28 protein-coding genes are annotated in these 24,957 nt (G+C 57.7%); 5 read left to right on the top strand and 23 right to left on the bottom strand.

The genetic code is table 11. The features are described from left to right. Positions 1–129: 129 nt before the first annotated feature. A complete protein-coding gene (locus EGT36_RS03185) occupies positions 130–1,092 on the top strand; it encodes a site-specific integrase (RefSeq protein ID WP_125270038.1) in 963 nt (320 codons plus the stop codon). Between the two features lie 433 nt (positions 1,093–1,525). On the opposite strand, the gene EGT36_RS03190 is transcribed toward EGT36_RS03185, so the two are convergent. From EGT36_RS03190 to EGT36_RS03270, 16 genes are all read right to left on the bottom strand, one after another. Next, complete coding sequence (locus EGT36_RS03190; protein ID WP_125270039.1) at positions 1,526–1,846, bottom strand: hypothetical protein; 321 nt, start codon at positions 1,844–1,846, stop codon at positions 1,526–1,528. A gap of 57 nt (positions 1,847–1,903) precedes the next feature. Next, complete coding sequence (locus EGT36_RS03195; RefSeq protein ID WP_286083493.1) at positions 1,904–2,557, bottom strand: DUF3102 domain-containing protein; 654 nt, start codon at positions 2,555–2,557, stop codon at positions 1,904–1,906. A 265-nt stretch (positions 2,558–2,822) separates the two neighbouring features. Next, a complete protein-coding gene (locus EGT36_RS03200; RefSeq protein ID WP_286083495.1) occupies positions 2,823–3,536 on the bottom strand; it encodes a hypothetical protein in 714 nt (237 codons plus the stop codon). A gap of 146 nt (positions 3,537–3,682) precedes the next feature. Then, positions 3,683–4,153, bottom strand: a complete 471-nt coding sequence (locus EGT36_RS03205; RefSeq protein ID WP_125270041.1) for a hypothetical protein — start codon at positions 4,151–4,153, stop codon at positions 3,683–3,685. Beyond that, positions 4,153–5,787: a phage tail tape measure protein gene (locus tag EGT36_RS03210; protein WP_125270042.1), complete on the bottom strand. Its 1,635-nt coding sequence runs from the start codon at positions 5,785–5,787 to the stop codon at positions 4,153–4,155. Before EGT36_RS03210 ends, EGT36_RS03205 begins: the two co-directional genes overlap by 1 nt. Then, on the bottom strand, positions 5,784–6,263 hold the full coding sequence (locus tag EGT36_RS03215; protein ID WP_125270043.1) for a hypothetical protein: 480 nt from the start codon (positions 6,261–6,263) through the stop codon (positions 5,784–5,786). Before EGT36_RS03215 ends, EGT36_RS03210 begins: the two co-directional genes overlap by 4 nt. A gap of 31 nt (positions 6,264–6,294) precedes the next feature. After that, positions 6,295–7,098 (bottom strand): DUF2213 domain-containing protein, encoded by an 804-nt coding sequence (locus EGT36_RS03220; protein WP_125270044.1) that lies wholly within the window; start codon positions 7,096–7,098, stop codon positions 6,295–6,297. Positions 7,099–7,197: 99 nt separating this feature from the next. Continuing rightward, positions 7,198–7,872, bottom strand: coding sequence for a hypothetical protein (locus EGT36_RS03225; RefSeq protein WP_125270045.1), 675 nt, complete (start codon positions 7,870–7,872; stop codon positions 7,198–7,200). A gap of 14 nt (positions 7,873–7,886) precedes the next feature. Next, positions 7,887–8,507: a hypothetical protein gene (locus EGT36_RS03230; protein WP_125270046.1), complete on the bottom strand. Its 621-nt coding sequence runs from the start codon at positions 8,505–8,507 to the stop codon at positions 7,887–7,889. 93 nt (positions 8,508–8,600) lie between these two features. Then, positions 8,601–8,966 (bottom strand): hypothetical protein, encoded by a 366-nt coding sequence (locus EGT36_RS03235; protein WP_125270047.1) that lies wholly within the window; start codon positions 8,964–8,966, stop codon positions 8,601–8,603. Continuing rightward, positions 8,963–9,166: a hypothetical protein gene (locus EGT36_RS03240; RefSeq protein ID WP_286083498.1), complete on the bottom strand. Its 204-nt coding sequence runs from the start codon at positions 9,164–9,166 to the stop codon at positions 8,963–8,965. The genes EGT36_RS03235 and EGT36_RS03240 overlap by 4 nt, the downstream gene beginning before the upstream one ends. A gap of 190 nt (positions 9,167–9,356) precedes the next feature. Further along, complete coding sequence (locus EGT36_RS03245; protein ID WP_125270048.1) at positions 9,357–9,557, bottom strand: hypothetical protein; 201 nt, start codon at positions 9,555–9,557, stop codon at positions 9,357–9,359. Positions 9,558–9,843: 286 nt separating this feature from the next. Next, positions 9,844–10,308 carry a hypothetical protein gene (locus tag EGT36_RS03250; protein WP_125270049.1) on the bottom strand — a complete coding sequence of 155 codons (465 nt, stop codon included), beginning with the start codon at positions 10,306–10,308 and terminating at the stop codon, positions 9,844–9,846. After that, a complete protein-coding gene (locus EGT36_RS03255; RefSeq protein WP_125270050.1) occupies positions 10,301–10,840 on the bottom strand; it encodes a hypothetical protein in 540 nt (179 codons plus the stop codon). The genes EGT36_RS03250 and EGT36_RS03255 overlap by 8 nt, the downstream gene beginning before the upstream one ends. Before the next feature lie 184 nt (positions 10,841–11,024). Continuing rightward, the gene (locus EGT36_RS03265; protein ID WP_125270052.1) at positions 11,025–11,324 is read right to left on the bottom strand and encodes a hypothetical protein; all 300 of its coding nucleotides are present in this window, start codon (positions 11,322–11,324) and stop codon (positions 11,025–11,027) included. Beyond that, a complete protein-coding gene (locus EGT36_RS03270; protein ID WP_125270053.1) occupies positions 11,321–11,554 on the bottom strand; it encodes a hypothetical protein in 234 nt (77 codons plus the stop codon). The genes EGT36_RS03265 and EGT36_RS03270 overlap by 4 nt, the downstream gene beginning before the upstream one ends. A 121-nt stretch (positions 11,555–11,675) precedes the next feature. On the opposite strand from EGT36_RS03270, the gene EGT36_RS03275 reads away from it, so the two are divergent. Next, positions 11,676–12,164 (top strand): Arc family DNA-binding protein, encoded by a 489-nt coding sequence (locus tag EGT36_RS03275; protein WP_172965619.1) that lies wholly within the window; start codon positions 11,676–11,678, stop codon positions 12,162–12,164. On the opposite strand, the gene EGT36_RS03280 is transcribed toward EGT36_RS03275, so the two are convergent. From EGT36_RS03280 to uppW, 3 genes are all read right to left on the bottom strand, one after another. Further along, complete coding sequence (locus EGT36_RS03280) at positions 12,161–13,426, bottom strand: tyrosine-type recombinase/integrase (RefSeq protein ID WP_125270055.1); 1,266 nt, start codon at positions 13,424–13,426, stop codon at positions 12,161–12,163. The genes EGT36_RS03275 and EGT36_RS03280 overlap by 4 nt on opposite strands. A 528-nt stretch (positions 13,427–13,954) precedes the next feature. Then, entirely contained in the window at positions 13,955–15,904 is a 1,950-nt protein-coding gene (locus EGT36_RS03285; protein WP_125270056.1) for a methyl-accepting chemotaxis protein, read from the bottom strand. Positions 15,905–16,374: 470 nt separating this feature from the next. Beyond that, positions 16,375–17,751: a Wzy-type polysaccharide biosynthesis protein UppW gene (gene uppW, locus EGT36_RS03290; RefSeq protein WP_125270057.1), complete on the bottom strand. Its 1,377-nt coding sequence runs from the start codon at positions 17,749–17,751 to the stop codon at positions 16,375–16,377. 534 nt (positions 17,752–18,285) lie between these two features. On the opposite strand from uppW, the gene EGT36_RS03295 reads away from it, so the two are divergent. Beyond that, positions 18,286–19,356, top strand: a complete 1,071-nt coding sequence (locus EGT36_RS03295; protein WP_037091745.1) for a hypothetical protein — start codon at positions 18,286–18,288, stop codon at positions 19,354–19,356. A gap of 36 nt (positions 19,357–19,392) precedes the next feature. On the opposite strand, the gene uppG is transcribed toward EGT36_RS03295, so the two are convergent. Together uppG and uppI are read right to left on the bottom strand one after the other, a co-directional pair. After that, positions 19,393–20,472, bottom strand: a complete 1,080-nt coding sequence (gene uppG / locus EGT36_RS03300; protein WP_006699579.1) for a polysaccharide biosynthesis glycosyltransferase UppG — start codon at positions 20,470–20,472, stop codon at positions 19,393–19,395. 2 nt (positions 20,473–20,474) lie between these two features. After that, positions 20,475–21,545, bottom strand: coding sequence for a polysaccharide biosynthesis UDP-hexose transferase UppI (uppI, locus tag EGT36_RS03305; RefSeq protein ID WP_006699578.1), 1,071 nt, complete (start codon positions 21,543–21,545; stop codon positions 20,475–20,477). 275 nt (positions 21,546–21,820) lie between these two features. On the opposite strand from uppI, the gene uppH reads away from it, so the two are divergent. Continuing rightward, entirely contained in the window at positions 21,821–22,732 is a 912-nt protein-coding gene (gene uppH, locus EGT36_RS03310; protein WP_037091746.1) for a polysaccharide biosynthesis endo-1,4-beta-xylanase UppH, read from the top strand. Positions 22,733–22,740: 8 nt separating this feature from the next. Continuing rightward, positions 22,741–23,685 carry a polysaccharide biosynthesis UDP-hexose transferase UppJ gene (gene uppJ, locus EGT36_RS03315; RefSeq protein WP_037091747.1) on the top strand — a complete coding sequence of 315 codons (945 nt, stop codon included), beginning with the start codon at positions 22,741–22,743 and terminating at the stop codon, positions 23,683–23,685. Between the two features lie 21 nt (positions 23,686–23,706). Here uppJ and EGT36_RS03320 read toward each other — a convergent pair whose 3' ends face one another. Together EGT36_RS03320 and uppL are read right to left on the bottom strand one after the other, a co-directional pair. Further along, complete coding sequence (locus EGT36_RS03320; RefSeq protein ID WP_037091749.1) at positions 23,707–23,955, bottom strand: hypothetical protein; 249 nt, start codon at positions 23,953–23,955, stop codon at positions 23,707–23,709. 154 nt (positions 23,956–24,109) lie between these two features. Next, positions 24,110–24,910: a polysaccharide biosynthesis UDP-hexose transferase UppL gene (uppL, locus tag EGT36_RS03325; protein WP_004443235.1), complete on the bottom strand. Its 801-nt coding sequence runs from the start codon at positions 24,908–24,910 to the stop codon at positions 24,110–24,112. Between the last annotated feature and the right edge of the window lie 47 nt (positions 24,911–24,957).

Here is a 24,957-nt window from a genome sequence, read left to right on the forward strand (position 1 = left end):
TTCCTCGGGGGTGTTCGTATGACACGAATACCTCTGCATGTGCATGACACACATACCTTGAGGCACCTGCATCATACAGGCACCCAAGGGATTGCCAGCATGGCAACACCTTCGACAGGAGAGCATTGAATGTCCGCATTGACGTTGATCTCCTCACAGCCGGGAATAGAGGCTGCTTCCGATCTTTCTGACGCTGCGCTGGACTATGGCCGCGCTGCGCTCTCCAGCAACACCATGCGGGCGTACAGAGGCGATTGGCAGGATTTTCAAGACTGGTGTGCGGCTCGCGACCGATCGCATCTGCCGGCCACCCCTGCGACCGTGGCAAACTACGCATCGTTTCTGGCGGAGGCGGGCAAAAAGGTGCCGACAATCGCCCGCAAGCTGGCCGCCATTCGCTTCTTCCACCGCGGCGCAGGTCTGGACAATCCCACCGACAATGCGGGTGTGGCGGCCATCCTGAAGGGCATACGTCGCACAGTGGGCACAGCGGCCCGCCAGAAGGCACCGGCAACTGTTGATGTCATTCATGCCATGATGGCGCGGATCAACGCTGACAGCCTCCAGGGCAAGCGTGACAGGGCATTGATCTTGCTCGGATTCGCTGGCGCCTTCCGTCGATCGGAGCTTGTGGCGATCACTGTCGAGGATCTGACCTTCAGTGAAGAAGGCGTGGATGTGTTCCTGCCGAAGTCCAAGACTGACCAGGAGGCAAAAGGCCAATCGGTTGCCATCCTCAACGGCAAGGCCCTGAAACCCGCTGACAGGCTCAAGGAGTGGCTTCAGGCGGCTGGGATAACCTCTGGCCCTATCTTCCGCCGCTTCAATCGTGGCGACCGTCTGACGGAAGAGACGCTGACGGATCAAGCCGTGGCGCTGATCGTCAAGAAGTATGCCGATGCTGCCGGCCTCGATGTGGCGAGCCTGTCCGGCCATTCGCTTCGAGCTGGCTTTGTCACCTCGGCGGCAGAGAACCGGGCGAGTATATCCCGCATCATGGAAGTGACGAGACACCGCGATCCGCGCACGGTGGAGACCTATGTGCGCCGTGCCGACCGGTTCAAGGATCATGCCGGAGATGGTTTCCTGTGACAGACGATAATATGCCTCACAGGCACATTTAAGCAGCATGCGGGAAGTCATCATTTGTCATCATGATAACCTGTGTGTGGCTCAGGTTCAGTCCCGGAATTTCTGGGAATGACCCGGGTTTACCTCATCCTCTCAAACCGGAAAATTCCCGGTTTAACGCCTGGTCAACGTCCATCTTTGTCCACCAAAGTAGTGAGATTTGCTGGCCGTTTGGCCCTACGCGGATGTTCACTCGGTGAACATTTCCCGGCAAGTTCATAGAGTCCGTCGAAAGCCATTTGGAGCTTTGCCGTATGACCAATCTGTCCGCTGCGGCGGACACTATGAGTAGGAAAGTGTGCAGCGTGCTGCGCACATGTTTGAAAGGGTTGCCAACGGGTTGACTGTGCAGACAGCCCATTACTCGCTAGTGATAAGGGCCATTATCAATACCTTACGGAGCGAGCCCCTCGCGCTTCGCCACCTCGCTCTGCAGGGCGCATTGAGCGACCTTCGCTGTGGCTGTGAGCTGGGAAAGCTCATTCGGCGTAAGTGTGAGGGTTGCGTAAAAATTGCTTCGTGTACCTGAGTCCATCTTGGCGATTTTTTCGGTCGCGAGAGCCTTCACCTTTGCATCATCTAGTTTGAAGCCGCACGCGTCGGCGCTTCCGATCACAGCGGCGATCTGGGTCGCCCATACAAAATCCTCATTTGCATCTGCCCACGCCGAGGACGCTGCCAACGATGCAAACACGGCGCCAATGATCAGTTTCATGTCGTCTCCTGTATCTCAGAGCCGAATGCTGTCTCAAAAAGGCGAGATGCGCAACCCTTAGGCTGCGACCGACCCAGCTTCTCGCGCCATGCGCATATATCGCTGCACCGTGCCATAACTGAAGCCCGCCTTCTCCCTGACCCATGGAAGCCATTCGCCGCGGGACATGCTGCTCTTGACCTCAAGGAACTCCTTGCCGATCTCGATTGCCTCCTGCCGGCCGAGTTGCTGCGTGGACAGATCGCCCTCGGCCTTCTGAACGCGGCGGAGGAAGGAATAGCTGATTTCCTTGTCCGCCTTCTTGCCCTTGCTGTAATAGACCAGCATCAGGTAGACGGCGCCGGCGAGCGCGTGACGCATGTGGCTTTTGCCTGAGAGTTCCTGAACATGCCAGAGGATGTGACCGAGCGGTATTGCGTCCCATGCCTCATACCAGGAAGACAGGTCAGTCTCGATCCACTCGCTGCAGGACAGCACAAGGTCACTGACAGCCCACAGCGATGTTTCCGTGAGCAGCCCTTGGTTATTCTTCGTCTCCGCCAGCGTGGACAGCACGAGGCGCATATGGGCATCGCCATGTTTGCCGAGGATCCGGCAGATCGTGCCTATGGCTCTTGTCTGTCCAGGCGTTGGCATCTCGTTGGCGGGAATGATCTCGATATCGAACTCTGCGCAGAGGCGGCGGGCGTCGGCTTCATTGGAATGAGGCAAGGCTAAATCTCCAGGCTGGGCAAAAAGAAAGGCCGTCACCTCGGAAGGCCGGCCAATCCTTTGCGCCAGTTCATCCGTGGTCGCTGGCAGATGTATAACAGATGATGATAGGTTGCCGCAACCATATCAATTTATGTGTTGAATTGTGCTGATAAAGTGCTACCGGTCGCCACCGGAAAGAAGCGCCATCATGTCGCGATGCAGACGACCGATCTCGGCAATTTCCTTGCGTATTTCGATCATTTCGCGGGTGAACCGACCGTGCTTATAAGCGCCGTTCTTTTTCCCCTTTGGCGCTCCGGCGCGGGCTCCGTGGAACCGGCAAACCGTCTTCCCTCGCTCCGCCGGCGCCTGGCATTGGCACTTTGTCCGCTTCGACATGGCCGAGCACCGCGGCGCGAGCTGGTACGGATAAATCATCTTGTCCATGGGATTGTGCACCTTTTTTGTTTCTACCCCGCCCCCCGTGGGTGACATTGCCGATGATCGCCTGTCCGCCTTCGCCAACATAAACGTGCTCGACAACGACCTTTTGATTGCCGCCATTGCGATGCTTCCGCAGGGCTTCCATCTGGGCTGTGAAGGTCCGCATCAGCTTGTTAACGATACGCTCATGCAGGTCCACGAGATCGACCCGATCCGAGGTGACGAGCGATCTTGTGTGGCGGAGAGACAGCACATGAACCGTCGCCATTTGGAAGGCCAGCATCGCCTCAAGGTGGTCTCTGGGCTCGATGCCGGCGACCAGAGCTATGGCAGCATTCAACTCAGCAACTTCCGCTTCCTGCCCGCGCGAGAGCGCATTGGTGATCTGCGATATCATCGATGCGTAGAGACGTTGATCCGTGATCCCCAAAGCCTTCATGACGACCGCCAAAGCAACCTCCTGCCGGGGGTGTTGAAACCTCAACATTTGTGGGAGATCAGGCACCTTGATGTATTGCGGCAGGCCATCCGGAAGCTGCATAAACTCGGCCATGGCTTCTTTTTCAGTCGGCGTCGGATCGTATTCAGGCCGCGGCCCGGCCTTGATCTGTTCGGGTGTCTCACCGGCTGCAAGGCGATCGATTGCCGTCGCAACGCGCTTCAGCTTTTCATCGTGAGAATGACCGTTATCGCTAGTCATCACTTCTCCTCAACTTTGAATGAGACGGCCGCGCGCATCTCCCCTGAATTGATCAAGGGGTTGGAGCTGCCCTTTTGTCGGATTGTGGATGGCGCGTTCGGCGGAGTGCGCAACGCGGTGATCTCAGCTTGGATGTCACCCTGAGCTTTGATGCCAAGTTTCTTGAGGGCTTTCCGTTTCTCTTTGGCTACGGACTCACCAAGGGCTGCCTGCTCGATGATTGTAGCCGCCGCGGCTTTCATCGCCGCTTTGTACTCAGCCCGCTTTTTGCGCATCGTATTCCGCATAAATGGGCGCTCTGGAATTCCCCGGCTCGTGCCGAACTCGTTCCAGATGGCTTTCTGGATGTTCTCGGCATCTGCTTCGCCAGCGGGGAAACCGACTTTCACATGGTTGGGGCCTGGAAAGAGCGAGGATATACCGGCCGCGCCTTTTCCCTTCTTTCGACGTTGAAACTTGATCGTCAACATTAGAAAGCATCGTCCCGTTCAAAACGTGAAACTCTACCCACAGCCGCCTGTCCAACAGCCCGACCTATTGCCCCGCCAACGGCTGCATTTACGTTCTGCACGCCTTGGACAGTCACGCCACCGACCTGCACCGTCACAGACTGATCTCGGCTATCGTTGACTGTGTTGGTAACCTCTGGTGGCGTGCTGGTCGCGACTGCCGCGAGCTTGTCCATGCGCGCCTCGAAACCGGCAAAGACGTTCGCCGGAATCTCTTTCTGCGCGGGCTCGTTGTAACCATACGCGGTATCGGGCGTCTTGCTTATCGGTCTTGTGGCTCGCCGCCCTAGAACCTTGTAGGCCTCTGGAGCATTTCTCGCAGCCTCCTGCGCGATTGGATCATTGTTCGGAACATAGCCGCCAGCGCGTGCAAGGGCATCTTTCTGCTCTTTCGTGCCCATCCAGAGCTGACGCCCCAGAAAGCTGTAGCCCTGCTTCTCCAGCTCCTTGGAGACAGCATCCTGATAGCTGATCTCGTTGGTGAGCGCGTTCAGGGCCGACGTGGCAGAAGGCGCTATTGATCCGCCAAGCGATTTCATGAAGGAATCCCAGGCGTTTGTCATGTTTTGTATGGCGGCGGTGGTGTCGTCAGTGAACTGCTTGACATCGCGGTAAACTGTGCCGCTCACCTCTGTGCCATTCAAGATATCAAAGAAGTTCCGAAGCGCGTCCGTACTCGTCGTCAGCGACAACATGGCGTTCTGAAGCTGGATATCAACGAAAATGTCAGAAAGGCGCGCTGTCGGGTTCTGGTCTAAGACTTCTTTCGTCAATCTGACATAAGCGTCAATAGCATCTTCGCCTGCTGCCGTAGCGTTCGCCATTTCTTCTCGGATATTGCGGCCGAACTTTTTGAAGTTTCTTTCAACTTCTCCAGAAAACATTTTGGAGAATAGGTTTTCTGCGTAATTCGCAGCCTGTCCTGCTGTACCGGTATCTTCGCGCAACGTCTGCAACACTGCGATCAGGCGTTTCAAACCCTCATTGCCGTTGTACCCTAAGTTCGCGAACTGATTTGCAAGCACCGGTATATACGACGCCATATCCTTCAATTCGAACTGGCCAGCTTTGCCGCCAACGGCCATGATATCGAAGGTCTTCTCAATTTCGGAGGCCTCAATTCTGAGCGCCGATGACGCCTTAAGGGCGGCGTTAGCAATGTCCCTTGCGTCCGCTCCGTACCCCTGAGTGGTTGCAAGAACCGTCGGCAAGAAGGCCATGGCCTCGTTTAGATCTTTTCCCGAGGCGGTCAGAGTGTCCAAGCCGGCAACGGCTTCATCCAACGGTAGCGCAAACTTTTTTGCCAGCGCCTGAACGTCATCAGAAGCTTTTGCAGTCTCTGATGCGGAAGCTCCAGCGGTGTTGCCAATGCGGAGCATCGCACGCTCGAAAGAAGCATAGTTTTTTACCGCTGAAGTGCCGAGGGCGATGGCGCCAGTCGCAACTGCCCCTGCTGCTATTCCTAGCGCCTTCACGCGATCGGAAGTCTTCTTGGCGCTGACCTCGGCGTCGTCCATGCCGGACTTGAATTTTTTTAGATCCTGCTCACCCTCCAGCTTCCAACCAAGAAGGCCTATCAGTTCTTCTACGATCATGAGCGGGACTCCAATTCCTGGCGAGTGGTTATCAACTGGTCGAGCACAAAAACCTCTGTGGCACTACCCTCATCGAGCATCCCGTGATCCTTCATGATGCAGGTGCAAGCGCCGCAACTGCCGATGTCGCTAAGTCTGTGGATGTCCGATAAAATTCCGGGGACAAGTACCGCGGCAGACGCCAGAACGGACGCGGAATAAGGCTCTGTCGCTTCGACGCCGTGCGCGAAGGTTAGACTCTGGACAGCTTTTTCAAATTTGCGCTTTGTCGAGAAGAAGGGCTGCTTGACGCCTTCCTGAGAGACGACGAGGCGAAGCACGCGCTGGCATTGCCGGAACGCGAAGGTGCAGCAGATATCCCTGCGGCCGGCAGAGACCAGCCGGCGCTCAGCCATGGTCGAAGGCCGCACGCCTGCCCACTCGCCGTCCTTGAGGGAGCTGTCACTGATATCCACTGCCCATGCGTGCCGGATCATCTTCAATTCCTCTCGATAAACACGGTTATCATTACTGATCGCGCCGCCAGGAGCCGTTCAGGTCGTCCACCATCTGGTCGTAAGCCGCCATGGACTTTGCCTCGGCGTCGGAAACCTTCGGGGCGCCTACGTCCGCTCCGTCGAGGATGGCGAAATACCTCTCGGCCGACATTCCTGAGGTGACCACACCGCGCACGCCGTCATAGAGAGGCAGGGCTGCAGCCTGGTCGAGCGGCATGCCTTTCACGCTGTCTTTCATCGTTTGGCGTTCGGCATCGGTCATCGCCTGAGGTTCCTTCCGGTTGGCACCGTCACCAATGCGCAGTTCAGAGCCGCCACGCGCGGCCGGGACAACGGCGATATGATTGCTGCGGATACCGCGCTGAATCGCGTCGTAGGCCTCGCCAGAGGGCGATACGCCAGCCGTCCAGTCGAGATCACAGCTGTAGCCCATGGAGAGCTCTCTGGTGCCGTCCTCGATCTCTCTGATAGTGCCGGCGTCGGCCAGCAGCATGGACACGCGGACAAACTCGCCATCGCGCGCCACTTCGCCGTCGCTCCAGCCCTTTGCAACGTCTTTCCAGTTGTTGGCCGACACAGCCTGATTAGGATGCCCCAGCGTCACCGGACGGTGAGCGAAGCTCTGCATCGTGTCGCTGCTAAAAACCTCCTCAGCGGGCCGGAAAACGCGAACCACGGGCATCTCCGGCTTGCCCACCTCTGAGCCCGCGTAAAGCTGCACATTGTTCGCCCGGGCGACCTTGGCATTGACCGTGAGATATCCGTCGCGAGTGCGGCGCTGGCCGTCGATCGTCAATTTGTCCTGAAGGTGCATGTTCAGTTCCTTTCAAGTTGAGCGGTGGCGGGAAGCCCTCGGGCGGAGACAACCCATCTTCCCGCCACCTCATGCCGACGGTTACCAGTCGCGGGCATATCAATTCTCCGGTGGTTGTTTGTGGGCGTCACGAAGGCGCTGGACGGAATCCTGGTAGGCTTTTTCGGCCGCATCCTTGGGATCATTCCGCCTGATGCCATCGGCCATCACGACCGCAAACGGATCGGTGTTTACGCGCGCTGCGAGGAGTTCAAAGCGCTCATCGATGTAGGCTTCAGTCTTGCCATCCACGGCGCCGTCACCGCATCGGCGGCGAACAACTTCCCGTTTCACATCGAGAGCGCTCGCGAAATTGTCAGCGTCAAAAGCGGGGTAGATTTTTTTGGCGATGTCTTTCGTGTCGACAAGGGCAAGCGCGCGACGATGAATTTCACCATCCTGATCCTGCAGCTTCGCCTTCCTGCTTTCGATTTCGCGATTGATTGCGGCGATCTGGGCGTCTTTCTGCGCGATATCAGCGATATGTCGTTTCCGGGCGTCTTCGATCTCAGCTTCGATAAGCGCTGCCTCGTCTTCCATAGCCTTGACGAAATATGCCACGTCAGCGTCAGTGAGCAGCTTCAGCGGCTCTTCCTTCCGGTCGGCCACCGGCTGGCGGTGCCCACGCTGGAGAGCGGCCCAATCCTTGACGAACTCGGCAACCTTTGCCTCAACGCCATCGCTCAGACCGACGCGCTGATGAGTGCCATCTTCTTTCTTGCGGTTGAAAAGCATTATGCGGTTCCTCGTCAGTAAGCGGCCGGCGGCCACATGAAGCCGTGCACCGAATTTTCGTTCTTGCGGAATTTCGGAAGACGCACGCCGTCGATCAGGTTCGGAAGCTGGGAGTCGTGCTGGACGCCAAATTCAAAGCCGGCATCGCGTGCAATCTTCTGGGCGGAGTAGAGCCAGGAGTCTGCGCTCTGGCCAGCATTGGCGCGCTGCAGGCGGGCGCTGTTCTTTGCGAGCCGGTCAAGCAACTGAACGATGGCGGAGGCGTGTTTCTCGTAAGCCGCCAGATCCTTCACAAGCTGGTCGCGCTCTGCTTTGGCCGCTTCATACTCGGCGGCGCGGGCAGCGGCTGCCTCATTGCTTTTTGCGGTCCGTAGAAGGTCGCTCAACTGATCGGCGGCGGCGTCCATGCGCTTGCTTCGGAAATTGGCGTCTTCCATCTCCTTGCGGGCTGCATCGACTTCAGCGGGGCGCAGGCGGGGATTGAGCGCGCGCTGTTCTGCGGCCTGGCTGCTGGCCTTGGCGTCGGCGCTCGTCTGCTGGACTTCCTGAAGCAGTGCGGCAATGGTCTGGGAGGTCTGTTCGCCCGCGAATGCATCGGCAATGCGATCATCCAGGCTGGCGGCTTCCTTGCTCATTCGGTTCTCCTTTGTTGAGAACCATAAGACCATGCCCCGAGCCTCGGCGGTATTCGAAGAATTTGGAACTATGTGCTAGTTTTTCAACGCTTTTCAGCGTTTCGTCCGTGGCTTCCGAAGCTCTTCCAGAAGCATAATCGCGCGATCGAGATAAAACGTCACCGATGGATGTTGTCTGTCACCGGCTCTAAAGCGATCCAAGGTCCGAATTTCGCCGTCAACCTTCATGAGAAGCGCGGGAAAGGATATCTGGAGCGGCGCGTGGCGATCGGCTTGCCTGCCTATTCCGTATTTCTTTGCCCACTCTCGAATAGTCTTGTCGCCCACGCAGGCGAAATGCATCGCCGTCTCGATCCTGATGATTTCTGACGGCAGCATTGGCACCGGCAGCTTTCGGCCGCCGGCGATGCCACGCTGCATTTCGTCATGGTCGAGGAGGGAAAGGGCGGTATTGCTCAAACGGCGCCACCGATGATGTTCTCGCGCGCCCAAGAGACGTAGCGATCGAGAACCGGGCCGGCATCTTCACCGGTGCATTTCCGATAGGCTTCCTGTGTCTGCTTGTCGGTCACGGCCCACCCGAGAATGTCGAGCGTGCGATAATCCGCCGCTGGTGCTTCATCAGTGATAATTGGCATTCTCGCTACCTGATCGCTCATGCCACGCCTCCATTGCTCTCGCGAATGAATATGCCGAGAGATTCGCTGCGTGAGACGGGTTGTCCTTCGTTCCGGTCGACCCATCGCCAAGCAGCACTATGGGTGTTGAATGGCCCCGCGATTTCTACTCCTTCAGGGTGGTCAACAACGAAGTAACCAGTGCCACTTCCTATTCCGCGCTCAACTACGATCATGACCATTTCTCCCGCACCTTAGACAGGGCCGAAATCATCAAATCGAGGTTGGCCCGGCCAATGATTGAAATCGTCTGATCACCTTCGACGTATCCCTCCTGGGTGATCCAGATAGTGTCGTCGAAAACTTCAAAGGTGACATAATCCTGGTGAGGGATAACGGTAATCTTCTCACCGGTCTCACTCTGTTCACTCATGCGACTCGCCTTCCTTGAAAGTTGCAACAAAATCCACGGTGCTTGCCGTGTCTGTAAAATGGAAAAGCTGAAGGGTGATAATCGTTGACTGGATAAGGGCAGATCAGGATGCCTTTGCCGCCATTCACATCGCGTCCATTATTGTCATATCCGGTGGATTTCTTTTTCCACCTCTTTGGCCGAGGGTCATAAGCTTGACCAAATGCGAACCCTGTATGCTTGCCCAATCCGTAGAACTCAAACCTTCGGCCAGCGCTATCGAGATACGATCTCCCCGATTGCAAATTCATGCAGCACCGCCTTCGCGCGCGCGCGCAGCGTCATACTCAGGTCTTTCTTGGGCTCCGCCCAAACCCGCAAGGAACTTCGTCCCTTGACCCAAAGCACTGGCTTCGCCAGCGCCGTCACCATGCTGAAGCGCTTTAAGTTGCTGCCTCGTCGAGAAAGAAATGACCGTTTCAGATTGGATCTTCTGCTTATGAAAGTGGGGCGTCTCACAATAAGCGAATCCGACCTTGATGGCGCGAATGAGATCGTCAGCAGCCTTGTCGGCCTGGTCGATACCGATAAGAGGCTCGAGTCTCTTGCGTGTCTGCGCACGAATGCTGTTGAGCTTGCCTGAGCGCTTTGCTGTCTCGATGTTGACGATCGATCTCGCGACGGCGATCGTGGCGCCGTGGGAGCGATGAAAAGGAAACGGCAAAACATCTGCCGGCGGATACCAATCGAGGAGAGATAGCTGCTCAGACATCTCGGCGTTCTCCTTTATCAGAAGGATCAACGTATGGGGTATGCGTTGATCCTGAATAATGGCCAAGTTCTAAATCGATACGTTGATCGTCATTTCGGGGTATACGTTGATCCTCATCCAGCACGTCGGGGATCGACAGAAAGAGAACGCGCCGGCGCTTCCGATAGGCAACATCGGAGGTCGTCTCGGCTATGAGAAAACCCATCTTCTTTAGCCTGCAAATGTCGCGTTTGATGGATGGAATAGACCGTCCCGTTCTGCTGGATAGAGATGCATCAGACAGAGAGCACCGGCCGTCTCTTCTCGATGTGTGAGAAGCAATCATCATCATTGCCCTTTTCGAAAGCTTCAGAGCACCGAGAGCCAGACCAGCACGATCGCGCCAGTAATCTACAAGCTCATCAGCGGCCTTTGGGCTGTTCGGCCAGCGAAGAGGCCGCGCATCAACGATCGGGAATTTCCGAGCGGTTTTGGTGAAGAGGAATTTGCTCTTCTCTTCTCCGTGCTCGACGATGTGTTGGGCGTGAACCATCAGCCGTGCGCCCTCCGCCAAACCTTATACCTGTTCGACAAGGCCGCTGCCTCACATGCTTCAAGAGCATTCAGACCAAAGCGCTCTTTGATCGCGGGGATGATCGGCGTCGGGGCTGGGTTCTGCTCTGCCAGCCATTGCGCTGCTTGGATGACAGCCTCGCTGTGTTCGTGGTCGGTGCCTGTCACTGAAGGCCTCCCTCGTAAACCTGATCGGGAATGAGAGCGATCAGCCGCCGTCCCTCTTGAAGAAGAGCGAGCCTAAACTTGTTGCATGCGATCTGTAGATCGTTGTCGCAGGTGCCACCCGCAATCAAATGGTCCTCCAGATCCTGCACGGCTGCGTCTACCTGCTCTTCGAGACTGTCTTCCGGCAGCTCAGACATCAACAGTCTTTGGAAGAGAGATCGTCCTGAGGAACGGCCGAGATCCTCAAGCTGAGCCATGCAAAGAGCAGTCAGTTGTTGGTGATCGGGACTGGTCATGCGCATTTCCCCGATGTCGACGAGACCGGCCCCGAAAGGCGTTGTTCCGCCCACTTGTCCAGCTCGTCGACGTCATACAGGGGAATCCGGCCAGCATAGCGCATGTCAGGACCACCACCGACCGAAGCCATCTTGTTCAGAGTATTTACCGCGATCGGTATGCCGTGCTTTTCCAGAAGATAGCTTGGCACCTCCGAACGGCGTAACCGCGGCTTGGCTGCATTAAGCATATTAACCACCTCGTCAGAATTAATCATAGCAACGATGCTATGACTGGATTATCTGGTAATGCCATGGTTAAGTCAATAACAATGTAGCACGCATGATATGATTGCTGAAAGGGTGTCTGAGATGGCGAAGAAAACGATGGTCAAAGACTACGATCAGTTCCAGCTTAGGCTGCCTCCGGGGATGAGAGAGCGCATCAAAGAGAAAGCTGATCGAGCCGATATGTCGATGAATGAAGCAATTGTCTGGTGCCTCGAACAGTACTTCCCCGCGCCCGCGACTCTAGAGCAGCGCGTGGAAAGCTTGGCTCAAATGGTGGCGGCGCTGAAGCGAGGAAGCGAGCTTGAGTCTCGAATCGATGAAATCACAGATCAGATCGAAAAAACTCTCAGAGACATTGCTGACGACAGATTGTCGGTCACCACTGGCTTTGCCGAGAAGGTGAGCAAGTTCGTCGAGGAACTCGATATGGAAGAAATGGAACGGCTCAATGATAGGCCGTTTGACGATGATCGGTACACCACTCCAGCCTATCCTAATGAGGCTTTCGCAGACCCTTTTGAATTACATCGAGATGACGTCGACAACTTGCCTGATGATAAGAACGCCTAAGCCCGCCTGGGCAACTCAATGACCTGAGCAGATTTGCCCGTCATCATCCGTTCTATCTCTCCCGAAACCTTGTTGGCCGCTGCGATCAGCACCGTGTCGAGATGATGCACATATCGTTGCGTGACGTTGCCGGCCGCGTGCCCAAGAAGCGCGGAGATAGTGATTTCGGTAAATCCTAAATCGCCAGCCACAGAGGCATAGCTGTGGCGCAAGGTATGCGAGGTCACCCCGGATATCCCTGCAGCCTCGGTAACGCGCTCCATGGCCGTGTCGAGGGCCGTGTAATGCCCGTCCTCCTTCCGAGGAGACGGAAGGACATGAGGGTTCCCAGGCACACGGTCCAGAGCTCTGAGAACATCGAAGACTGGCCTACCGATCGGGCGAACACTCTCGTCGGTCTTGCTGTCGCCAAGCCTGAAGCAACTGCCGGCCTCATCTACCTCAGTCCACTTTAGAGCGGCGATCTCCTGAAGGCGAAAGCCCGTGAGCAAGAACAGTTTGATTCCGGCAATGGCTTGCCATGGCTCGCCCTCTGACACGTCCAATGCCTTGCCAAGAGCAAAATACTCGTCGGCGGTCAAACGCCGCGTACGGCGCCCTACGGCGGGCTTTTGGATGCCTCTGGCAACATTGTGAGGAACGATACCTTCAGACGCAGCGTAGGTGAGGATGGCGCTCATAAGCGTGACGGCTTGGGAAGCAGTACCGGCTCCACCTTGAACGATTGCCCGGCCCCTAAGCTTGCCAGTCTTCTCATTGAGCGCTGTCTTGCCGACAGTGACATCGCGCATCATTTTCACGACATCCGCGGTCGTCAAATCCTGCACAAGCTTGTTGCCTAGAAGCGGGATGATATGGCGGTTCGCCCTACCCCGGTCGACATAGAGTGTAGATGATTTCTTAGGCTTGCCCCTCTTGCCAAATATCAGACCTTTGTCAGCGGCTTCGAAGTAAGTGTCGCACAGGTCTTTCACGGTCATGGACTTGCGGCGGGTGGATCTATCTTGCTGAGGGTCTTCACCTCGCGCCACGTCACCAAGCACAGTTTTAGCTTGCTTCCTGGCCTCTTCGACCGTCAGAGCGCCGTGGCTGCCTATCTTGAACCTTCGGGTTTGCCGTCCTGCCCTATACTGAGCGACATACACCTTTTTGCCAGTTGGCCACACGCGCACGCCAAAACCGGGCATCTCGTCATCCCACTCGAAGTAATCTTTTTCGCGGGGCTGGAGAGCGTCTATCGTTCGCTTCGTGAGCTTTGCCATCTTGTCCACCGATCCCATTCAGGAAGCACATAGGAAGCAGAAGGAAGCAAAGTCTGGACAACTCAGCCCCAACCGTTGTAATTGCGGAAAGCACTTACCGGCTGAAACACATAGCAAAATATCGTTGCAGTAAACAAGAGGAAGCAGCAGCTAATATGAAACCGCTGCATTCCGATTCCAAAGGTCGCAGGTTCGATTCCTGCCGGGTGCGCCATTTTTCGCAGAACGTATCACCCCGGATTGCCACGCATCGTTTTTGACGGAAGCCTATGGAAAGCATGTATGGCGTTGCCGCATCCACTAGGCAGCGTGCTTGACAATTGCGCGTCGCAACAGTCTTCCCCGAAAACGCCGTTAGACTCCGTCCCGATCGATATTACTGAAGCATTGAAGGCGATGGGCGAGGCTGGCGGCGGCGGATCAGTGGTGGTCTGAGATAAGCTATCCGTTCTTCGACAACCCAGAGGCAAAAAGCCGCCCGGTGGTCGAAGCACCGGGCGCTGGTTTCAGGCGAATGAAGTCGCAGGATCAAAACTCACGCCATTCATCTCTCGATCTGTCGAGGGCGGCATTGCCCGCGAAGGCGGCAGCGAGCTTGTGGCCGAGCGCACGCACGGGGGATGCTACCGGTCTTTCGCCGCCGGCGGCGGTGCGCACCGGCGCGGGCTGGCTCTGCGGCTGATGGGCGCTGTCGCCGAGGCGGAATTGCGACAGCAACTGGTTGAGAGAGGCCACCTCCTTGGCCAGGCTGTGGCTTGCGGCATTGGTTTCTTCGACCATCGCCGCGTTTTTCTGGGTGTCCTGATCCATCTGGTTGACCGCGGTGTTGATCTGCTGCAGTCCCGAGGACTGCTCCTGCGCAGCCTCCACGATGGAAACCACGTGGCGGTTGATTTCCTGCACTTCGGATACGATCGTCACCAGCGCCTTGCCGGTGTCACCCACCAGCTGCACGCCCTGCTGCACCTGATCGTTCGAGGTGGTGATCAGCGCCTTGATCTCCTTGGCAGCATGGGCGGAGCGTTGCGCAAGCTCGCGCACCTCCTGGGCCACGACGGCGAAGCCCTTGCCGGCCTCACCGGCGCGGGCGGCCTCCACGCCGGCATTCAGGGCAAGCAGGTTGGTCTGGAAGGCGATCTCATCGATCACCCCGATGATATTGCTGATTTCATTGGCAGAATTCGCGATCTGCTCCATGGCGACCACGGCGCGGCGCACCACTTCGCCAGATTGTTCCGCGCCCGCCCTGGCGCGACTGACGATCAGGCCCGCCTCCTGCGCGCGTTTGGTGGAATCCCGCACGGTCGTGGTTATCTCCTCCAGGGCCGCCGCGGTTTGCTCCACGGCCGCCGCTTGCTGTTCGGTACGTCTCGCCAGATCGTCGGCGGCCGATTTGATTTCGTTTGCCCCCGCGCCGATGCCGTTGGCGTTCTGCGCAACACGGGTCAGGGCAGCCTGCAGCTTTTCCGCCGATGTGTTGAAATCGTTGCGCACGGTATCGAGCGTTGTCGTGAACGGCTCGCGGATGCGGTAGGAGACATCGCCGTCGGAGAGTTTCGAGAGACCGGCAGCGAGGTTGTCGACGGCGAATTTGACGTCGGCCGCTTCTTTCGCCTTCTGCTGCTCACGTTCGATCCGGTCCTGTTCCGACAGGCTGCGGTTTGCTTCGGTTTCCCGCTCGAGACGAATGCGCTCTATGGAATTTTCACGGAAAATCTGAACCGCCCGCGCCATCTGGCCGACTTCGTCTTTGCGTGCCATTCCGTCGATTTCCGCCGTCGTTTCACCGGCGGCCAGCGAGACCATGCGCTCGCGCAGCCGGGCAATCGGCGTGGTGATTCCGCGCGAAGCCACGAAAAGCGCCAGAATAATGCCGGTCGCGAAAGTAACGCCGACAGCCATCAGCGAGGTGAGGATGGTCGAATTGGTCTGATCGGTCAGGTCGTCGCTTCCCTTGACGACACCCTTGGCAAGCCTGTCAAGAAGACTGGCGATGTCGGCGCCCGTAGCGCGCATGGCAACGTCAGCCTTCAGAAGCTCCGCGGCGGATTCCTGGTTGCGGTTGGCCGAACCGAACTCCACGGCCTTATCCGTCATGGCGATAATGGCCTTGACGTCTCGCAACAGCCTGTCGAGTGTTGCTGTCTCTTCCGGAAAAATGGCTTTGACAACATCCAGGCGCGATACCACCTCTGCCCTGTCCCCCGCATATTCCTGCTTCACGATCTTGAAGTCAGGGCTATTGGCGTCATAAGCCATGATCTGATAGGCACCATAGGCCATGGACTGCAGGTTGCGGTTTGCCCGGGCAAGCTCCACCAGGGCGGCGTTGTCTTTGGCGATAAAATCGGAATAGGCCGTGTCCGCCTGCTTGTAGCGTTCGGACATGAAGCCGGTGGCGCCAAGACCGACGATGCAGATCGGCAGAATGAGAGAAAGAATTTTGGTGCGGATGCTGGCGTTCTGGAGAAAGGACACGGAAACCTCACGTCATGAAAAAACCGCTCCTTCCCCGTGCCACAGGAGGTGTTCGGCAAGGCTGGCATGGCACGTCGAGGACCCCGGTCATCAGGGCTTCGATAGCCGCATCATCGGCTGGGATTGCCTCTGCATCATGCATACGCCGAAGAAAGTCCGGGCCTGTCCCTGCAATACGCACAGGTCGTCTCCCCCCGTGGCATGGCGCCCCTGAAAGGCCAGGCGCCAGGCCGCATCTTGAGGAAAAGCTGAGCAGAGCCGATCAATGGGCTGCTCGTGATTCCTTTTATCGCAAAATAATTATGATCAAAAACTTTATAATTTCTTCACGCCGAAAAATTGCAGGTGCCGACAGGGATTCGCGGTGCAGCTGCTGCCCGCGATATCAAATGACGGAACAAGTATGGAGCAGTGATCTTGCATCATTACCCGACGCAGCGCGGCCGGCGGTGGCGGCGCATCTCGAACCGTCAACGGGACTGCAGGACCTGCGGTTGTGCGGCAGGCGGCCCGCCCGGCTTCGCTGCACTGCGCACGGGGCCGCCGGACTGGCCGGGTTCCCGCTCCGCCTCTTCCTCGACGAGGCTGGCATGGGCCTGCAGATGCAGGCCCATCATCGCGACGAGCAGGAAAAACCAGACGAAACCCGCGCTCAGAAGAAACAGAGTTTCCAGAAAGCCGTATAGCAGGACGTAAAGCCAGACGCCGACATAAAGCCGCGTCAAAGGACTGTTGCGCGTGGCGCTGTCCATTTTGCCGAGATTATGGAGCGGCAGCAGATAAATCCATATCAGCACCAGAACCAGCCCCGGCACGCCACCTTCCAGCAGCAGGTCGAAATAGCCGCTATGGGAAGCCGGCGCGGTAGTCGCCCAGCTATTGTCCTCGGTGAAGCTCGACATCAGCGTATCGCTGCGCCAGAAGGCCTGGTAGCCATATCCGAGGATCGGGCTTTTGCGGATGTAATCGATGGCGACAGCCCAGATATCGGTTCGGCCCGTAAAGCTGGCGTCGATGCCCATTTTCGTCAGCATCTGTGAAAACACCGGGTCTACCGTGGTGCCCACGGTCACGGCCGCGCAGAACAAAAGAAGCAGGGTCACGACCATATAACGCCACCGGGGCCAGCGAACGATGAACCAGCCGGTTGCCACGATGATCGGCATCAGGCCAAGCACCGTCTTGCCACCTGTCTTGACCAGGAAGAAAACCGACAGCAGCAGCACCGAGAGGCCGCCGATGAAGGACCAGCGCCTGCAAAGATAAATCGACACGATGATCAGCACCGCCATGACCGATGCGGCCTCGTTCTTGTGCTGGAAGACCCCGCGCCAGTTGCCGGCCAGCAGCGGCTCCAGCGCATCGCTTGCCAGGTGAATGGACCGCGAAGGCAGGGCGACGACGCCGAAATAACACAGGAACAATATGATGAGGACGCAGGTGGCGAGCAGCGTGGTGAAATGCCGCTCGGTGCGCGGCAGCTGCAGGAACCCGCCGGCGAGCACGCAGATGATGACGCACATGACAAGCCGACGTAGAGAAAACGATGGTGCTTCACCGAGAAGCGAGGTCAAGGCAAACCAGCCGAAAATTGCCGCTGTCAGCAGGCGCGGCGCAAGGATGATGGAGAACGAGCGCTCCCTGGCCATGAATGCCACAAAACTGCAGAGCAGGATGACTGCGGTGAGCTGGTTGAGCAGGTTGGACCCGGCCGCCATGGCGGACCCCAGATAGGTGGAGGAGAGCGAGATATAGGGCGAAAAACCGACTGTGAAGTACAGGAACGTCACATAAAACAATGCGTCCCGCCAGTAGCCACGCCCCTGTCCGTCATGCGGTGCATCCATAAGGGGTTTTTCTCTTCCTCTTTCCACCGCCTCGGCATCCCGTCCGATGCTTCATCCGGTTACCCGAATATCCTCCCAAAATCCTATTTTTTAGTTATATATAATGCACGGAAGAATAGTAATTCCGTCATTTCCTACCGCGCTTCCGGAACGAGGTCAAAGGGTTAGAAACGGAGAAGGACTGCCGGGAAAGAAGCTGCGCCCTGAAGAACGGCTCTCAGGCGTTAACTTCGCATCGAAAATTTAATGCGCTGATTTCCTTAATATTTACCACGAAATTCCTGGCCGGAAAGCCCGCCTCTACTTGCACGACAAGAGAACCGTCTTCGCATGCCGGAGGTATACTCACGCAGCCAGCAGATACTCTATTTAGCGTATATTAACAACTCAAGATATATCTTTGGGTTGATTTCGTAAATGCGCATAGGCTGGAGACCCAGGGTGGACGTTCCGAGGCACACCAGGACGGACGATAGCGATAACGGTCAGTCGACGCGATGCCCGGCGCCGCAAAGCTCAACCGGCGTCCGCCCCATGCGCAGGGACGACGTGCCGGCTGTCGAGCGGGTGCTGAACAGCGCATTCAGGAAGACAGGGCCCACGACGAGCTTCGATTTTCGTTCCTATGTAGAGACGTTGTTCTTCAGCAGCCCCGTTTTTGATCCGGATTACGGCAGCGTGGTTTACGATGCGGGAGAGAATGGCGTGACAAGCGTCATTCTGGCCGTGCCCATGCGGTTTGTCGCCAATGGAAGAACCGTTACGGCGCGCCTGCTCTGTGCTTTCGCGTCGGATGGAAAACTTGGCGCACTCGGGGCCGCGCGCCTGTCCCGCGGCATGCGGGCATCGAAACACGACATGCTGTTTTCGGATACAGCCTCGCCTGTCAGCGCCGACCATTGGGTTGCGACCGGCGGCAACATGCTGCCCATCGAAAGCCTGCAATGGCACAAGGCGCTGAAGCCCTTCTCAACCATCGCACTGCGCATGCCGCGCCGTTCGAAACTGGCCAAGACAACGCTTGCCCTGGCGGCGCTCGGCTTCGTGGACGGCGTCCTGCGCAAATGGAAAAAAGGCCTAAGGCCGCAACAGGCTCCGGGCGCCAAGGTAAAAGAAGTGGATTTCGAAACCTTCCGCCGCGCAGCGCTGCCGATGATCGAGCGTTTTTCCGTCCGCCCGGAATGGTCCCATGACGAATTTCACTGGCTGATCGGCATGAGCAGGACGAATGAGAGCCTGGGCGAACTGAAAAGCCTGACGATCGAGACGGCCGAAGGTCATGTCATGGGAGCCGCCCTGTTTTTCGGCCAGCCGGCGCGAACCGCCTATGTGCTCAATCTCGTCTGTGATGCCGGCCGCGAAAACGATGTCCTCAACACACTGTTCCACCATTTTGACAATGAGAATTACGCCCATGTCACTGGCATGGCGCAGCCTTTTCTGATCAACGCGCTTTACCGCCAGAACCACATGAGCTTCCGCCATGACGGATATTTCTGCATGGCCACCCGGGACGATCTGCTGAGGGAAAGGGCGCTGGCCGGGGATATCTATATAGGCGGACTATGCTCGGAGAGCTGGAGCAAACTCATCACCGATTATTGAGGCCCCGCGCAGACCGGCACGAGCCGGGCCGCCGCCTCAAGCCTTGGTAAAACGACCCACATTGGCCGATATCAGATGGCGCAGGGCCTTCGCGTAACGTTTGGAGCGTGTCTTGGCCGCCAGCGCGCTGGTCCAGTCCACCATCGATCCGTTGATATCGAAATCGCCGAGCTGACCTTCGGGTATATCGCCCTTTTCGATCCGCTCGACGATGGAAGCGAGCGCCGAATAGAATTCCGGCGAGCGATAAGGCGGGTGCAGTGAATACATGCCTTTACCCGTACCGAGAAAATCCAGCCTGTAGACGCCGCGGCGCATCATGTTGGTGCTCAGCACCTCCTCAGCGGGCATCGAGACGGGCTGCTGATTATAGGCATAGGAGCGGATGCGCCGTTTGACATCGGGCCTGAGCAGTTCCAGCGAACCGATCCGCTTGGCGAAGCGTTCCATGTCGATCATGAAAAGACGTGTGGAAACGGTGGCGAAGCGCCAGGTGGGAATACGCGACGGCAACTTGCGCGGCTCAGGAATGTTCTTCACGCCGGGCATGCCGACATGGCGGGAAATATCGAGATCGCCCCGCACTGTCGGCGGCCCGGAAAACGGCGTGATGCACAGCGCATCCGGATTGGCTTTCTGCAGCGCGATCGCCTCGGAAAACCAGCTCTGGCTACCGCCGCCAAACATCATGTCGCTGTCCATGTGCAGTACGTAACGGGCGTTGGCCCGTTTAAGACCGTGGAAATAGACGTGGAAAGGACCGCCGTCGAAAGCCTTGGCGGGATAGGGAACCGCCGACCGGGAAAAGAAGGTCTCGGACACCGCCTTGCGCGCCTCATCACTGTAATCGACGATATCGACGACGAGATGCGGATAGTTGATCTGCATTTCTTCCAGCATGTCGAAAAGTCGTTTGCGCGACGCTTCGAAGCCTTTGCCCTTGTAGCGACCGGCCCCCACCTGGCCGGTATCGACCGTCAGCAGAATGCGGTCCACCTGTCCGCCCCAGACCCGTAGCTGATGCGGCAACGTCAATGCGGCATGCGGAGCGTCGAAGGGATGCAGATTGACCTGCAGCGCTTTCTGGACGGGAGGAAGCGGCATTTCAGCATTCATAGTCACGCACCACGGTTCCGGAATTCATTGATGATGGCCATCATGGGTTTTTCGTTGAAGCTCCAGTCGAGCGGCAACGGTCGGTTCGCCGTGCCGTCACGACGCGGATAGGCCCAGCGGATCCAGGTATACTGGTCCGAAATACCCCATGTGGTGATCGAGGAAAGCGGGCCGCCGGCCGAGGCCGCCTCAAGAAAATCCCGGACCTGGCCGTTGATCAGCAAATCGCGTTCCGCTTCCGGACCGGGCAGCGTCTGGTCCATCACATCAAGCTCCGTCACCAGAACGGCAAGGCCGTAACCGCGCATTTCCGTCACGAAGGCGGCAAGCTCGTCCTTGGCGATCGGCCAGCCGCCGCGCAGGTGCCCCTGCAGACCGATGGCGTTGATGGGCGCCCCTTTTTCCAGAAGCTCGAGAATGAGATTGCGGAACGCCTCGCGCTTGGCCGGCGATTTTTCGACCGCGAATTCCACGTCATATTCATTGAGAACGAGCTGCGCTTTCGGATCGACCTGATGGGCGATATCGAAGGCCTTCTTGATGGCGTCCGGCCCGGCGCCGTAATACCAGGCGTCACGCCGGGCGCGCACATTGCCGGGAACATCCGGGATCGGTTCGTTCACCACGTCCCAGCTGTGGACGACATCCCCGTAACGCTCCATCACCTTGACGATATGGGTTTCCATCAGCTTCTCGACCTTGCCGCTGCCACCGATGCCGGCAATCCAGGGGGCATTTGAGGCGTACCAGATCAGCGGATGGCCATGCATGGAAAGCTTGTGCTGGCGCGCGAAGTTGGCGAGTGCATCGGCGGGCGCAAAATCGAACACCGCTTCCGATGGCCGCATGACCTCCCATTTCATTTCAGTCACGGGGGTGATGCGCGAGCAATATTTCACGATCGCCTCGCCGATGCGGCTATCGGCGGTGAGGTCAGGCAGATAAATGGCCGCGCCGTAAGGGGCGGTTTTGGTCGAGGTTTTTTTCTGCGCGGCAGAGGCCGTGCCGGTCACGGCGTGCAAAAGGCCCGCGCTTGCCGCACCGCCCAGAAAATTCCGCCGCCCGATCCGCATTCATCCGCCTCCACAACCCCGGCGCATCGAGGGAAAACCGGGATCGATCTTCGCCAGCAACGATGCGCAGCCCAAAATGTCGGAGCGTTTCCGCACATCCGGATGGACCCGGCACGCTCCATTCTCAAAACATAACATTCTGATCATGCCAAAAGGATATTAAAGATTTGCAAGGTTAACCGCCGCTATACCACGTCATAATTGGCCAGCGCCGCTTAATCCGGTAGTAACTTCGCCGTGCGAATTCTTGGCCCATGCCTCACGGAGTTTAAAGCTTGATATCCGTTTCGATTGTCATCCCCGTTCGCAATGGCGAGCGTTACATCGTGGAAGCGATCGAAAGCGCATTGCTTCAGGGCAAAACCGTCTGCGAGGTGCTGGTGGTCGATGACGGTTCCACTGATAGCACCGCGCAAAAGGTGCAAGGTTTTTCCGATCCGCGCGTTAAACTGCTTGCCCGGCCGCATGGACGGCAAGGCGTTTCCGCCGTTCGCAATTTCGGTCTTTCGCAGGCACGTGGCGAGTGGACGATGTTTCTCGATGCCGATGACCGCCTGAAGCCTGGCGCCGTCGCAGCGCTTTGCGCCGGCGTCACCGGCCCGGATGTCGTTGCCGTTTATGGCGATTACGAGCGTATCGATGAAAACGGTGCAAAGATCGGCCGTCGCAACCTCATCCGTCGCCGCGAAAAGCCTGACGGGTTCATCCTTCGGCCGCTGCTCGGCGGAAACTTCATCGTCAATGGCGGCATCATGCTGGTCAGAACCCGAATCTTTCAGGATTTCGGCGGTTTCGACGAGACCCTGCGGTATGCGGAAGACTGGTACGGCTGGTGCAGACTGGCCGCCGCGGGCCGCTTTGTTTATCTTCCCGGCCGCCACGTCCTCGATTATCGGGTTCACCGGACGAGCGTTATGATGAACCGGCTCTTGACCTTCCGCGATTGCGAACCGGCAATCGAAGCCGTGTTTTCCGATCCCGCCATCGTCGCAGCCATACCCCCGCAGGAGCTCGGACGGCTTCGCCGCAAATCCGAAAACCATATGAACGCCTATACCGTTGCCCAGGCGTTTCGTGCCCGCCGTTACCGGGAAGCCTTTTCGGCACTGGCCGACACCGTCATCCATCGCCCGCGCCAGAGCCTCCGGGCCGTCGTTTTTTCCGCCGCAGCACTTGCCGGAATTTAGGAGTTTCCATGTCCGAGATCATGCCGGAAGCGGTGGTGTGCATCCCCAGTTTCCGCCGGCCGGAAGGCCTGAAGAAGACACTTGCATCGCTTGCAGCCCAGAAGGCCGATTTTCCCTTCGCGGTCGTCGTGGTCGATAATGATGGTGCAGGCCAGCAGGGTCTCGCTGTTGCGCGCGCCTTTTTTGCCGAAAACGACATGGCCGGGCTGGCCCTGGTAGAACCGACGCAGGGCAATTGTTACGCCATCAATACGGCGTTCCGCACCGCCCGGCAGAGCTATCCTTCGGCGCAATGGTTTCTGATGATCGATGACGACGAGGCCGCCTCCCCCGTCTGGCTTGGGCAAATGGTCTCGGCGGCGAAATCCTTCGACGCCGATATCGTCGGCGGACCCGTCAATCGCGAATTCGACGCCCCGGCTTCCAGGGCGGTTCTTTCGCATCCGCTGTTCGGTTCCATAGAAGCACCGACCGGCCCGGTCGACCAGATCCACGGCTCGGGCAATTGCCTGATTTCACGGCGAGTGTTCGAAACCTTGCCGAAGCCGGAATTCGACGTGCGGTTCAACTTCCTCGGCGGCGGCGACATGGATTTCTTCACACGCTGCCGCAAGGCCGGTTTCAAATTCGCATGGAATGCGAACGCCCTCATCATCGAATACGTGCCGGAAAGCCGCATGGCGCCGCGCTGGATCATGGAGCGCTCGCTCCGGACCGGCATCATCAATTACAGCATCGATCGCGCCCGCCGCCCGGGCCTGAAGGGCGGACTGCTGCTCGCTGCCAAAAATGCCGTCAGCCTGTGCCTGTCGCTCTTCCGCGCCGTTTCAGCATTGCTGAAAACCGGTTCGCTGCTGCCCGCAACCCATCCGCCCCTCATGTCCGTGGGCCGGGTGATGGCGAGCCTCGGCATCACGCTCACGCCCTATAAGGCACCGGCGAATAAGAGCTGACGCCCGATCTTACCGTCACGGTTAACCCAGTGTCTTTTGCCTGCCGAACGACATCGGGTTCGCGGGCCGTTTCTGGAAACCGAAAGACGAAAAGGCCGTCGCAAGTACGAGAAGCGGCACGAGCACCGGCCAGAAAAAACAAAGGACAATGCCGGTTACCCGATAAAAATCCCAGCTCTTGTCGCGGCGGGCGCCTTCAATATAGGTCATGGCGAGAGAGGTAACGGTGCCAATTCCATATATGAAAAGAGAAATGGACGTAATCACCATTGGTGGCCTCAAAATATCTCTGATTCGAATAAATTTGTAATATTTGTGCAGTGTAGCGCACCCGTTCGCAGTTGCAACGGGTTTCGGCGCCGTAGCGCGCTGATTCAATAAGTTAGAAAAACCTTACATTTATCGGGCAAGACGGCGCAATGATCTAGCGGTTCTGCCCCGAAGCGCCAAAGCGATACTTCAGCAGCGAATATATGGCGATCGGATTGGTCAGCAGGTAACGTTTTCCAAGACGCTTCGGCTCAAGCATCGCCCGGTAGAGCCATTCCAGCCCCATATCCTGCATCCACTGCGGCGCCCGGCTGTTCTTGCCGGCAATGAAATCAAAAAGGCCGCCGCAGGTCTTGATCACGGCGACGCCGGAAAGCCTGTCCAGATTGCGCGAAACGAAGCGCTGCTCGAGCGGAATGCCGAAGCCGACCCAAAGAATATCGGTCTTCGAGGCGACAATATCGGCAATGATTTCGTCCCCGCGACCCGGACTGAAATAACCATTATGGCGTCCCGAAAAGACGAGGCGCGGATAAAGCCTCTGCATTTCCTCGACCGCCGCACGGTTCACCTCTTCGGAACCGCCAAGGAAATAAAACCGGCTGCCCGTCTCTTCGGCGCGCTTGGCCACCGCATGGACGAGATCCGTCGTTGCAACCCGTTCTCTCAACGCGCGGGCACAGAACTTGCGGGAGAAGATCACCAGCGACATGCCGTCGGCGTGAATCTGGTCCGCCTGCCGCAGCATGGCGTCGAATTCGCGGTCGTGGTGGCAGAGCGCGATGACCTGACCGTTTGCGGATGTCGAATAAAACGGCCTTGCACCCGGCGTACGCTCCGTCGTTGCACGCAGGATGAAATCCCGCGCGGTTTCATCGATGGTTGCGTCAGTAATGGGTAGGGACGCAAGAGAAATAACCGGCCAGGAATGACCAGTCTCCTCCGTCTGCGGCATCTCTCTCCCTGTCATAATCTGTCCGGCGTCCAAGATAGGCATCGTTT

This window comes from Agrobacterium sp. FDAARGOS_525 (assembly GCF_003938925.1).
Classification (GTDB): Bacteria; Pseudomonadota; Alphaproteobacteria; order Rhizobiales; family Rhizobiaceae; genus Agrobacterium; species Agrobacterium pusense.